11 protein-coding genes are annotated in these 11,818 nt (G+C 66.4%); 5 read left to right on the top strand and 6 right to left on the bottom strand.

The annotated features are described in order from the left end of the window. Positions 1 to 241 precede the first annotated feature (241 nt). Positions 242 to 1,612 (top strand): TIGR03808 family TAT-translocated repetitive protein, encoded by a 1,371-nt coding sequence (locus tag I6F09_RS12655; RefSeq protein ID WP_225188190.1) that lies wholly within the window; start codon positions 242 to 244, stop codon positions 1,610 to 1,612. Here I6F09_RS12655 and I6F09_RS12650 read toward each other — a convergent pair. The 4 genes from I6F09_RS12650 to I6F09_RS12635 all read right to left on the bottom strand — a co-directional run bounded on the left by I6F09_RS12650 (position 1,609) and on the right by I6F09_RS12635 (position 5,904). Further along, the gene (locus I6F09_RS12650) at positions 1,609 to 2,370 is read right to left on the bottom strand and encodes a TIGR03809 family protein (protein WP_225188189.1); all 762 of its coding nucleotides are present in this window, start codon (positions 2,368 to 2,370) and stop codon (positions 1,609 to 1,611) included. The genes I6F09_RS12655 and I6F09_RS12650 overlap by 4 nt on opposite strands. Before the next feature lie 546 nt (positions 2,371 to 2,916). Further along, entirely contained in the window at positions 2,917 to 4,626 is a 1,710-nt protein-coding gene (locus I6F09_RS12645; RefSeq protein WP_225188188.1) for a S8 family serine peptidase, read from the bottom strand. 16 nt (positions 4,627 to 4,642) lie between these two features. After that, a complete protein-coding gene (locus I6F09_RS12640; RefSeq protein WP_036006022.1) occupies positions 4,643 to 5,338 on the bottom strand; it encodes a hypothetical protein in 696 nt (231 codons plus the stop codon). Continuing rightward, complete coding sequence (locus I6F09_RS12635; protein ID WP_036006024.1) at positions 5,335 to 5,904, bottom strand: sigma-70 family RNA polymerase sigma factor; 570 nt, start codon at positions 5,902 to 5,904, stop codon at positions 5,335 to 5,337. Before I6F09_RS12635 ends, I6F09_RS12640 begins: the two co-directional genes overlap by 4 nt. 437 nt (positions 5,905 to 6,341) lie before the next feature. Between I6F09_RS12635 and I6F09_RS12630 the strand changes: the two genes are divergently transcribed. Together I6F09_RS12630 and I6F09_RS12625 are read left to right on the top strand one after the other, a co-directional pair. Beyond that, positions 6,342 to 7,499 carry a GGDEF domain-containing protein gene (locus I6F09_RS12630; RefSeq protein ID WP_225188187.1) on the top strand — a complete coding sequence of 386 codons (1,158 nt, stop codon included), beginning with the start codon at positions 6,342 to 6,344 and terminating at the stop codon, positions 7,497 to 7,499. 63 nt (positions 7,500 to 7,562) lie between these two features. Further along, positions 7,563 to 8,666 (top strand): DUF2336 domain-containing protein, encoded by a 1,104-nt coding sequence (locus I6F09_RS12625; protein WP_225188186.1) that lies wholly within the window; start codon positions 7,563 to 7,565, stop codon positions 8,664 to 8,666. Positions 8,667 to 8,778: 112 nt separating this feature from the next. On the opposite strand, the gene I6F09_RS12620 is transcribed toward I6F09_RS12625, so the two are convergent. Both I6F09_RS12620 and I6F09_RS12615 read right to left on the bottom strand, forming a co-directional pair. After that, entirely contained in the window at positions 8,779 to 9,417 is a 639-nt protein-coding gene (locus I6F09_RS12620) for a DUF1109 domain-containing protein (RefSeq protein ID WP_109144411.1), read from the bottom strand. A gap of 2 nt (positions 9,418 to 9,419) precedes the next feature. Continuing rightward, positions 9,420 to 9,965 carry a sigma-70 family RNA polymerase sigma factor gene (locus I6F09_RS12615; RefSeq protein ID WP_036006032.1) on the bottom strand — a complete coding sequence of 182 codons (546 nt, stop codon included), beginning with the start codon at positions 9,963 to 9,965 and terminating at the stop codon, positions 9,420 to 9,422. A gap of 291 nt (positions 9,966 to 10,256) precedes the next feature. Between I6F09_RS12615 and I6F09_RS12610 the strand changes: the two genes are divergently transcribed. Beyond that, a complete protein-coding gene (locus I6F09_RS12610; protein ID WP_225113498.1) occupies positions 10,257 to 10,913 on the top strand; it encodes a hypothetical protein in 657 nt (218 codons plus the stop codon). Positions 10,914 to 11,024: 111 nt separating this feature from the next. Further along, positions 11,025 to 11,804, top strand: a complete 780-nt coding sequence (locus tag I6F09_RS12605) for an enoyl-CoA hydratase (RefSeq protein ID WP_036006037.1) — start codon at positions 11,025 to 11,027, stop codon at positions 11,802 to 11,804. Positions 11,805 to 11,818: the final 14 nt, after the last annotated feature.

The raw sequence follows: 11,818 nt of genomic DNA, 5'->3' as shown, positions 1-11,818 counted from the left end.
CAGCCGCTGTCCAGGATGCCATCGGCACCGGCGTAGCCGGCGCGAAGCGTCCTGGACAGCGGTGAGCACTGCGCTACTCTGTTGCATTAAGGCATGAAACCTCTTGACCAAGGCTAGGAGGTCCTACGGCACCGTCTTTTGCGTAAACATTTAACCCTACCGCGAACAATCCTCACGGTCCTCGCCCTGCTGCGCTACGAAACCGCTGCGGACACCTCCCGCGTCCGCCGGAGGACGCGTCATGAACCTCAATCGCCGTCATCTCATCGGGGCTTCGACCGCGGGCATTGCCGGTGCGCTGGCCATGCCGGCCGATGCCGCTCGCGCCGCGCCGCTGACGTCGCTGCTCGGCCGCGATGTCACGCAATATGGTGTGCGGCCCGGCAGCAGCGAGGACCAGACCCGCGCGCTGCAGCGTGCAATCGACGAGGCCGCGCGGGCGCAATTGCCGCTCGCCTTGCCACCCGGCGTGTACCGGACCGGTCTGTTGCGGCTGCCGAACGGCGCGCAGCTGATCGGCGTGCGCGGCGCGACCAAGCTCGTCTTCACCGGCGGCGCCTCGGCGATCCAGAGCGACGGCTCCGATGCGATCGGCCTCACCGGCATCACTTTCGACGGCGGCGGTATCCCGCTGCCGACACGGCGCGGCCTGATCCACGCCCTCGGCGGGCGCGACGTCCGCATCAGCGAATGCGCTATCACGAGCTCGGGCGGCAGCGGCATCTGGCTCGAGCAGGTCGCGGGCGACATCTCCGGCAATATCTTCACCGACATCGCGGTGACAGCGGTCGTGTCGTTCGACGCCAGGGGCCTCAGCGTCTGCCGCAACACGATTCTCGGCACCAACGACAACGGGATCGAGATCCTGCGCACCTCGATCGGGGATGACGGCACGCTGGTCGTCGACAACCGCATCGAGAACATCAAGGCCGGCCCCGGCGGCTCGGGCCAGTACGGCAACGCCATCAACGCCTTTCGCGCCAGCAACGTGATCGTGCGCGGCAACCGTATCAGGAATTGCGACTATTCGGCGGTGCGCGGCAACTCGGCTTCGAACATCCACATCAGTGGCAACAGCGTCAGCGACGTGCGCGAGGTCGCGCTCTATTCCGAGTTCGCATTCGAGGCCGCGGTGATCGCCAACAACATCGTGGACGGCGCGGCCGTCGGCGTCTCGGTCTGCAATTTCAACGAGGGCGGCCGCATCGCGGTGGTCCAGGGCAACATCATCCGCAACCTGATCCCGAAGCGGCCGATCGGCACCGTGCCCGACGATGATGCCGGCGTCGGCATCTACATCGAGGCGGATTCTTCGGTGACCGGCAACGTGATCGAGAACGCGCCGTCCTACGGCATCGTCGCCGGCTGGGGCAGATATCTGCGCGACGTCGCGATCACGGGCAACGTGATCCGCAAGGCGCTGGCCGGCGTCGGCGTCTCCGTACTGCCGGGCGCCGGCACCGCGCTCGTCAACAACAACATGATCTCCGAGACGCCGCGCGGCGCCGTGGTCGGCCTCGATCACGCCCGCGCGGTGACGTCGGATCTATCGGCCGACGGCGCACAACGTTTTGCGCAGCTGGTGGTCGGCGGCAATGCGGTGCGGCGCTAGAAGGCGTTCCGCAGCAGCGGGTACTTCGCTTCCAGGCCGTCGAGGCTGAAAGTGAATTCCACGACGCGCTCGGGGGCGGCGACGATTTCCTCGGGGGGCGGGGCGAACTGCGGCAGGAGCGCCGCCATCGCTGCGGGCGCGGTCTTCGGCGGCTTCGTGGCAGGCACCGGCGGCCTCACTTCCGGCGCGGCGAATGGCCGTGTTGCGGCCGGCTCCGCGAGCGGCGATCTCACGGCAGGCGCAGTGAACGGTGCCTTTGCAGCGGGTGCCCTCAGCGGCGGCATCTCGGCAGGCGCGGTGAACGACGGCCAAGCTACGGGCATAGCAAGCGGCGCGATCGGGGCTTCGGTGATCTCCGCGAGCACGTCGGGCTTCGGATCGAGCCTCACCGGCATGACGGTCTCGGGAGCGATGTGAACGGCCTTGGGCTGCATCGTTTGCGCCTGCTGCTCGCGCGGCGCCATGCGAGGCATCGTCGCCGGCGACCAACCGAATGCCGGCGTCACGCTCGCAGCCGCCTCGGCGACGTCCGCCCCCGTCGCAAGGGCGCGCCAAGTCTGGACGGCGCGCTTGGCTTCCTGGATGTTTTCGAGGAAGGCGATCTCGGAATGATAGCGGCGCCAGCGGCCGGTCTCAAACATCTCGGAGAGATGTTGCAGGCGCTGCTCGGCGAGAGCGCACCAGCGTGCCGCGATTTGGCGGCTGCCGGCCGCGTCGCGAACGAACTCTTCGCGAGCAAATTCTTGGCGATGTGTCATGAACCAGCCCGTCAGGAGAAAACACGGACGCGGGGGACGCAACGCACACGAATCAATTTAGACGCGACATGAATATTTTGTGGAAAAGTTTTGACTTGTCCAGCAACGACGCGGCATTCGTCGTCAAACACCGTAGTCGTGCGGTGATTTTCCGTGTTTTCGAGTCAAGCTTCGCACAAGCATGACGGAGTTGCGGCGGGACTCGCTCGCGACGGCGACCGAGGCCACGGCGACCTTCAACTGCAAGCTGAACGGATGCGAAGCTTCGAAAAATCGGACGCCAGAATCTTGTCTTGACGCGTTTTCTTCACGCGAACCGGCACCCGCTTCGCTCGAAAACGCTCTGAAAAGAAGAGACCCGTCCGGGGGGACAACCGGACGGGTCGAGCCATATGGGCGCTTGGGGTGGATGGGCGCTCGCGCCTGATATGACTGATGGGGAGGGATGACCGCTCCCACATCAGTTGGTCGGGGCAGCGGGCTGAACGTTCAATCCGGGGGTTCGCTTTTTTGACGCCGTCCCGTCGCGCAGATTTGTCGCGACCGCTATCGCGCCGCCGGCCTATCTGCCTGAGAAACCGCGGATTTATCCTCCGCGCTCGACAACGAAGGCTGCTCGATCGCGCGTATGCCCGGCTCGTCGCGACGCTTCGGAGCATCTTCACGTTTTGTTGTACCGGGGGCAGCAGCGACCGGCGTCGCGCTGTCGGCAGGAACAGCCATGACGGCGGCAAACGCGTCCGCCTGGCCGTCACCGAAGAGGTCGTCACGCCCGGGCGAGCCGAGGTCGCGTGCGGTCTTGACCAGCGTCATGCGCAGCGCTTCCGGCTTGAGTGTGTGGTTGCGCTCGAGCAGCAGCGCCGCGACGCCTGAGACATAGGCGGCCGAGAACGAGGTTCCCGACGTCACCTGGTATTTGCCGTCGGGTGCCGGCAGGAAGATGTCGACGCCGGGGGCCGCGACGGCGATGTAGTTGCCGCGGTTGGAGGCGGAGAACAGCCTGTCCTGCCGATCCGTCGCACTGACCGCAATCACGTTGGGGTTGGCCGCCGGATAGAGCGGGGGCGATTTCGCGCCCGCATTGCCGGCCGCTGCGATCAGCACGAGACCACGCGCGGCCGTCGCCGCGATCGCGCGCTCGATCACCGCGTCCTTCGGACCGGCAAAGCTCATGTTGACGATCTGCGCGCCGTGCTCGGCGGCGTAATTCAGGGAACGCAGGATGATATAGGACGAGCTCTCCGCACCGCCATTGGCACCGCCGAAGGCGCGGATGGCGATGATACGGGCCTCGGGGGCGCTTCCCATCAGACGGGCATGGGCCGCGATCGCCCCGGCGATGCCGGTGCCATGGACGTGCGGCCCTTCGGCACTGCCGAGCGCGTCGAAATTGTCGGCGACGGAATTGGCGAGCTCGGGATGCCGGGCGTCGATGCCGGAATCGATTACGGCGATCGTGACGTTGGCCCCGTGCGCCAACGTATGCGCCTGCGGCAGGCGCAGCTTTGCCAACGCGTATTGCGCAGGATCGCCCTCGGTGGCGGCCGACGATTTCTGGTCCTGGAGCACGTAGCGGAAGTTCGGCTGCAGCGAGCGCACGCTGCCGTCGGCCGCGAATTCGCGCCGCACGGTCTCATAGGGCCGGCCGTCGGCGATGCGGAACAGGCCGAACGTGGCTCCGATCAGCGGGAAATTCTCGGAAGCGAGGCGGGTCAGGCCGTGGCGACGCGCCAGCTCGTCGGCCTCGGCCGTCGACAGCGCGCCGTCGATCTCGGCGACGAATTCGCCTGCGAAGCTGCGCGAGGTCAGCACCACCGGCGTGTTGTTCCCACGCCCTTTGCCGGCGCTCTTCTTGCCGGATTTTCCGGTGCCCTCGCCGCCCGCGTTCGGCTGCGCCAGACATTCGCCGTCGGCACTGCGATAGGCTGCGGTGCAGGCCGGATAGAGATTCGGCGAGTAACGCGCATGGGGCAGCACCGGCGTCGTCGGCCGGATGCGCGACGTCGTGGGAATGCTCGCCATCGTCCGCGTGCCGCGGCCAACGCTCACCGCGCGCGCAGCGATGTTCGGGCTGACCCGCGGGGTGATGTTTGGAGAGACGGTCGGCGTGCGCGAGGGAACGCTGATCGTCGGCGTGCGCATGATCGCCTGCGCCTGCGCAAGCTCCACGCCGAAACAGAAGGCGACCAGAAGCGCAACGCCGACGGATGAAGCGCGGGCCCCAGTGCGCACCCTGCTCTCGGATTTGCCCGTCATCGGCTCGGCGGCGCGCCTAGGGCGCCGCGACGGCGAGGTTGACGAACTTCTCGCGCTGCATCCTGCCGAGCAGCGAAGCGAGCTCGTCCTGGCTCATCGCCTTGTCGAACTGGAGGCGGAACATGCCGCCCTTGGCATCGCCGATGATCGAAGCCTGGTAGCTGTCGAGCAGCGCGGTGATGTCGGCGACGCGCGCCTCGGGGGTGAAGCGCACCAGCGCGCGCGCCGGCGCGGCGGCGCTACCAAGCTCGCGCGTGATCGGTGCGCTGGTCGAGAGCGAAGCGGTCTGGAAGGTCGCCGGCTGGTTCTTCATCAGCACGGCGCCGATGATGCCGGCCTGCAGCACGAGCGCGACGGCACCGAGGCTCGCCGACCACGCCAGCGTGCGCGGCGACAAGCTCGCGAAGAAGGTCGAGATACGCGCCGACAGCGGCAGCGAGCCGCTCGCCCTCGCCGGCTCGGCATCGATCGCGGCGAACAGCTTCTGCATCGCGCGCGCCGACGGAGCGCCCAGGCTCTCGTTCAGATGAATGGTCTCTTCGTACTCGCCGCGGATCGCCGCATATTGCTTCGCCAGGTCCGGATCGCGCGCCAGCGCTTCCTCGACACGGCGCGCATCGCGCGCGTTCAGCGTGCCGGCAGCGTGCCAGGGCAGCAGCAGTTCAATTTCACTGGGCTCTTGCTCCAGCATCTTCTTGCTCAAAGCCATCATGGCCAGCCTCGCTCGACGCCGGCTGCCTTCAGCAGTTCGGCCAGTTTCTTGCGCGCATAGAACAAGCGCGTCTTCACAGTGTTCTCTGGTATCCCGACGATTTCGGCCACCTCTTCCACGGACTTCTCGTGGTAGTAGACGAGATCGACGATTTCCCGATGATCCGGCGAGAGGCCCGTCAGACACTCCCGCAACGCCTCACTGGTATCCTTCTTCTGCACCACCGTTTCCGGATCGTCGGACGTATCCTCGATCGCGTTGGCGGCGTCTTCGTCCAGCTCGAAATCCTTCCTGCGCCGGAGCGCAGACAGGGCCTTGAATCGGGTGATTGCCAGCAGCCAGGTGGAAACGGCAGATCGGCCCTCGAATTTGCCCGCTTGACGCCAGACGTCGAGAAACACCTCGCTGATGAGGTCTTCCGCCGCCTGCTCGTCCCGCACGAGCCTCAGCCCGAACCGGTAAACCCTGACATGGTGCCGCCCGTACAGCACCTGCATGGCGAGCCGGTCACCTTGAGCGATCCTGGCGATCAGGATCTCGTCTGAAGCCGCCTGTGTCGCGCTCAATGGCCGTCTCGCAAGGTTGGTCGGGTCGATGCGGTGGCCGGTTCGATGTGGGGGGCAATATTGTTGAACCTACCGCAGTCATACGGGGGCTTGTGTGAGCTACCCCACATCCGGGCATTTTTCTTGTCCCACCCGTGGTGGTCAGCGTCGCTCATCCGAATCGGTACCATAATACTGCGATATTCCCTGCGGAATGCCTGCCCGGACATAGGCAGCCCGGCCTCATCCGGTTCCATAGCAGCCCCGCACCACCTTTGTCGCGCCAAGCCTCGCTTCGGCTCGACCGCAGCGCACACGATGCGTGATCATCGGTAAAATTCTCACGCTAGATGATCGCCTTGTTCCCTGCTGCACGGTTCGGATTCGATTTCAAAGGATACCAAACCTAAAGGCTTGCCACGTAGGTTTTTACGCTGACATCCACCATTGGCGGGACCATGGGTACGGCCGCGACGTCCTTTCCAGAGAGGAATGCCGCAGAGGTCGCGGATCTCGTCCTTGCGCCCGAGACGACGGCGCCCGAGGTCAGGGCGCGCCGCGTCTGGCAGCGTCGCCAGATGTATATCGGCCAGGTCGCGAGCTACTCGCTGGGCGGCGCGGTCCTGCTGCTCTACGCCTATGACGGCGCGGTCTCCATGGCCGTTCCGACGCTGTTCTGGCTCGGCGGCCTTCTGATCATCGGGACTTTCACGGTGCTGTCGGAGGCCGGTTTCGGCGACCGTTTCGACGATCATTACCTCACCGTCTATCAGATCTCGCTGCATATGGCGCTGCAACTGGTGTTCCTGCTCGCGGTGCCCACCATCGGGGTCGCGTTCCTTGCCGTATTGTTTCTGATCTTCGCGTTCGGCACGCTGCGGATGACGTCGAGCCAGGCCATGCTCACCTGGGGCCTCGCCACCTGCGGGCTCACCGTGGTTTTCCTGGGATCGGACCTGCCGATCGGACTGCCGGTCGCGACCCGGCTGCAGCGGACCGCCTCGATGCTCTGCTTCGTGCTGGTGATCGGGCAGTGCGCCTTCCTCGGCCTGTTCGGCGCCACGTTACGCAAGATCCTGTACAAGCGCAGCATCGAATTGAAGGCCGCCTATCGACGCATCGAGGAACTGGCCGAGCTCGACGAGCTCACCGGCTCCTACAACCGCCGCTGCATCATGCGGCTTCTCGACACCGAGATCGAAAAGTCGCGGCGGGCATCCACGCCCTTCGCGATCGCGCTGATCGATCTCGACTGGTTCAAGCGCATCAACGACGCTTACGGCCATCCCATTGGCGATGAGGTGCTGCGCACCTTCGCGATCACCATTTTCGCCAACATCCGCCCGGCCGACAGTTTCGGCCGCTACGGCGGCGAGGAATTCCTGCTGCTGCTGCCGGATACGTCGGGCGACGTCGCGCTCCGCACGCTCGAGCGCCTGCGCGGCATCGTCGCCGATCTCGACTGGGGCGCGTTCTCCCCCAGCATGCGGGTGACCATTTCCGCGGGCGTCGTGACGCTGCGCGACGTCGATACTGCCGACACGTTTCTCGCGCGCGCCGACAGCGCGCTCTATTCCGCCAAGGCGCAAGGGCGCAACTGCATTGCAGCGAGCTGACCGATCCTTTTTGCTCCGGCGCGACAGAAGCCGCTGCCGGACCGACCGCTCCAGGACAGAGCAATGAGATCCAATTCCGCAAGACCATCCGAAAGCCTGCTCGAGGAGTTGCAGGCTGCCCTCTCGCACGGCACCGTCGCACGCCGGGTGGAGACGCTCCGCCGCGTCACCGATCTCTTCGTGGGCAACGCGGTCGACTATTCCGACGACCATATCCGCGTGTTCGACGACGTGTTCCAGTGCCTGATCGAGCAGATCGAGACGTCGGCCAAGGCGCTGCTCGCCGAGCGGCTCGCGCCGATCGCGGCTGCGCCGCCGCAGATCATCCGCACGCTCGCGCTCGACGAGGTGATCGAAGTCTCCGGCCCCGTGCTGTCGAAGTCGGAGCGGCTGGATGAGGCAACATTGGTCGAGATTGCGCGCACCAGGGACCAGGCGCATCTCAAGGCGATCTCGCTGCGGCGGACGCTGTCGGAAGCGCTGACCGACGTGCTGGTGGCGCGGGGCAATGAGGACGTGGTGCAGTCGACGGCCGGCAATCCGGGCGCGCGGTTCTCGGAGGAGAGTCTCGCCGACCTCGTCGTCCGCGCCGAGCGCGACGACGACCTCGCCGGCTGCATCGGCCTGCGGCCCGACCTGCCGCGCCATCACTATCTGAGGCTGGTCGCCAAGGCATCCTCGAGCGTGCGCAGGAAGCTCGCGACTGCGCATCCCGAGCTCGCGGACGAGGTGTCGAGGGCCGTCGAGGAAGCGGCCCAACGGGTTCGCGCCGTCGCCAGGACGAAACAGACGGAGATGGCTCGCGCGCTGGTGAAGTCGCTGCACGAGGACGGCCGCCTCAACGAGCTCCAGGTCGCCACCTTCGCCGAGCAGGGCAAGTTCGACGAGACGAACGCGGCGCTGGCCGCGCTCGCGGGGATCGCGGTCGAGACGGCGGAGACCATGATGATCGAGAGCCGCACCGAAGGCGTGATGATCCTCGCCAAGGCCGCGGGCATGCAATGGTCGAGCGTGCGCGCCATCATCGCCTTGCGCGAGAAGCTCTCCGGCGGGTCGCAGACCGACATGCTGAAGCTGCGCGACACCTATGAGGCGCTGCGCTCATCGACCGCGCAACAGGTGCTGCGCTTCCACCGCATGCAGTTGCACGCGACGCCGGCGGCATGAAGCCGGCGCGACTAAAGCGCGATGAGATTTCGATGGATCGTCATCGCGCTTTAGGTTGTTGGTTGCGCGTGATCTTTCCGGAAAACCGCTTCGCACTTTTCCGGATCATGCTTTAATACCGCAACACCCTCGATCCCACCGCCGCGCCGATCGCCGTCACCAGCGCGGTCGCGAGCGTGTACCAGGTCGCGACGAACAGCGGGGAATCGTCGGTGCAGTGCGAGGCATAGAGGGTCGCCGCAAGTCCCGCCGACACCAGCCCTGCGAGCGCTCCGGCGAGCGCGGGACGAGACGGCGCGCCGTGGCGCAGGCCGAACAGCGCCCCCGCAAGCAGCGGCAGCGCCATTGCGGGGATCGCGACCATGCAGACCCTGGAGTTCTTACCCACCAGGCGCATCGTCATCGGCATCGCCGGCGCCATCATCGCCTCGCTGCCAATCGCCACGGCGAGCAGCCCGACGGGAAGCAGCAGCAGCCAGCCCCAGCCGCGCAGCAGGGCTTCGGGACGCGACAAATGAAGGCTGACGATGATGGCGGGGATCGCGAGCGACAACGTCACCGCGAACTTCATGTCGAAGAACGGGTTGCGCATGGCGCTCATGACGTCGGCGCGCACGCCGAAGAACGTCACAAAGATCAGGATCGACAGCGGCGCAGCCACCAGCAGCGCCATGCTCAGCACGGCGCCGACGCGGGGCGCGCGATGCGGATTGTCGGCGGCGAGCGAGCGAATGAGTTGATCGGTGTCCATGATCAATGGTCCCGCAATTTGGCGGTCAGCGCCGCAAGTCCGCGATGCAGCGCGACCCGGACCGCACCCTCGCTCATCGACAACCTTGCCGCCGTATCCTTGATCGAGGCGGCCTCGACCGCGATCGATTGCAGCACGTCGCGCTGACGCTGCGGCAGGGTTCCGAGCTGGGCGGCGACCTCGCCGGCTGAAGCGGTGTCCTGCGGCGCCTCGCCCGGCAGCGTCTCGGCGAAATCGTCGATGTTGACGAACACGCGCCTGCCGCGCCGCCGGAGCGCATCGATCAGCTTGTTGCGGCCGATCGCAAACAGCCAGGGCGCGAAGGGGGCTTCGCTGTCCCAGGTATGCCGCTTCAGATGTACCGCCAACAGAATCTCCTGCACGATATCCTCGGCCTGGTCGGGCGGCTGACCCGCCCGCGCCAAGCCACGCCTCGCGGCGGCCCGCAGCACCGGCGCGACTGCCTTCAACAGACGATGATACGCCGCATCATCGCCAGCCATGGCCGACCGCATCAGGCCGGTCCACTCGTCCTCACGTCCGCGCACGCGCGCCCCTCACCATGCAATTCGGCCGCTCTTTCAATTTGTTACGCGGGCGCCAAACATATCACGAATTCGTGATCAAGATCCGGACCGCGCGACCGATGCGGCCGCAAACATCTGCGACGGCTCTTAACACCGATCGGTGCGTCCTGCATCGGGCGGGCGGCTGCGGGAGGGGGTCTGCCGCGTTTTTGCCCAGTGTAGCCCGAAGATTCCCATTTTCTGCCCCGCTGTCGTCACGCCCCGGGGTCTCTGTTCGCTGCCGGGACGGGCGGAATTGGGGAGATCGTCGACATGATGAAAACCAGCGCGCGCGCGGCCCTGATCGTTTTGGCCGGGCTTGTCTTGCTGTCCGGGGGCCTCGCACAGGCGGCGCCGAACTCGGCCGCAGGCAACAAATCGGAGAGCGCCGACAAAGGGGCCGATACGGCCAAGCACCGGCGCCAAGACTCGCGCCGCACCGACAGCAGGAAGACGGGGCAGAAATCCGAGGACAAGGCCGACAAGAAGGACACGGCGGCCAAGCCCGACGAGGCCAAGAACGACAAGACCGACAGTCAGGTCCCGGCCTCAAGCCAGCTGGCCCCGGAGGTCGCCAACGCCAATGCGCAGCTCGCCGCCGACACGCCGACTGCCGCGGCAGCCTCCGCGATGACGAACCGCGCCAACGACAACGTCCAGGCAGCCGCCGATAATACCAGCACCGAGAACCCTCAAAGCCAGGTCGTCGCGCCCGATCAACTCAACGACATCGATCGGGCCTTGCAGGAGACCCCGCCGCCGCAGAAGGCGGTGATCGCCGCAACCGAGGCGCAGCCGCGGCCGGCGCCGGTGATGGCCAGCAGCCAGCAGAGCTCGGCCTGGGACCAGAGCTCCCTGATCGGCAAGATCTTCATCGGCGTCGGCACATTGCTGACCCTGGCCTCCGCCGCGCGCATGTTCATGGCCTGATGGCCGGTTCCGCCGGGACGCGACCCCCCGCGCGCGTCCCGCGTCCGGCCCCCTTGAAGGCATCCGCGCCAGCGGGCACATTGCCCGCTCAATCGAAAGCGTGGGTGGAGCATGAGCACGTTCGAACACATCATCGTCGAGAGCGTCGGCGCGGTCGGCATCGTCAAGCTGAACCGGCCGAAGATGCTCAACGCGCTCTCGTTCGGCGTCTTCCGCGAGATCGCAGCTGCGGTCGACGATCTCGAGGCCGATGACGCCATCGGCTGCATCGTCGTGACCGGCAACGAGAAGGCCTTTGCCGCCGGCGCCGACATCAAGGAGATGCAGCCCAAGGGCTTCATCGACATGTTCTCGGAGGATTTCGCCGCGATCGGGGGCGACCGCATCGCGCGCTGTCGCAAGCCAACCATCGCCGCGGTCGCCGGCTACGCGCTCGGCGGCGGCTGCGAGCTCGCCATGATGTGCGATTTCATCATCGCCGCCGACACCGCGAAGTTCGGCCAGCCCGAGATCACGCTCGGCACCATTCCCGGCATCGGCGGCACCCAGCGGCTGACGCGCGCGATCGGCAAGTCCAAGGCCATGGACCTCTGCCTCACCGGCCGGATGATGGACGCCGCCGAAGCCGAGCGCTCCGGCCTGGTCAGCCGTATCGTACCCGCCGACAAGCTGATGGACGAGGTCATGGCGGCCGCCGAGAAGATCGCCGCGATGTCGCGCCCTGCGGCCGCGATGGCCAAGGAAGCGGTGAACCGCGCCTTCGAGACCACGCTCTCCGAAGGCATGAGCGTCGAACGCAACCTGTTCCATTCGACCTTCGCGCTCGAGGACCGCTCGGAGGGCATGGCGGCGTTCATCGAGAAGCGAAAGCCTGTGAACAAGAACCGGTAGCGCACGAGCCGGTC

The organism is Bradyrhizobium sp. IC3195 (assembly GCF_020193585.1).
In the GTDB taxonomy this organism is placed as follows: domain Bacteria; phylum Pseudomonadota; class Alphaproteobacteria; order Rhizobiales; family Xanthobacteraceae; genus Bradyrhizobium; species Bradyrhizobium yuanmingense.
Note: the sequence above shows the minus strand (reverse complement) of the source record. Positions and strands in the feature narration are given on the sequence as shown.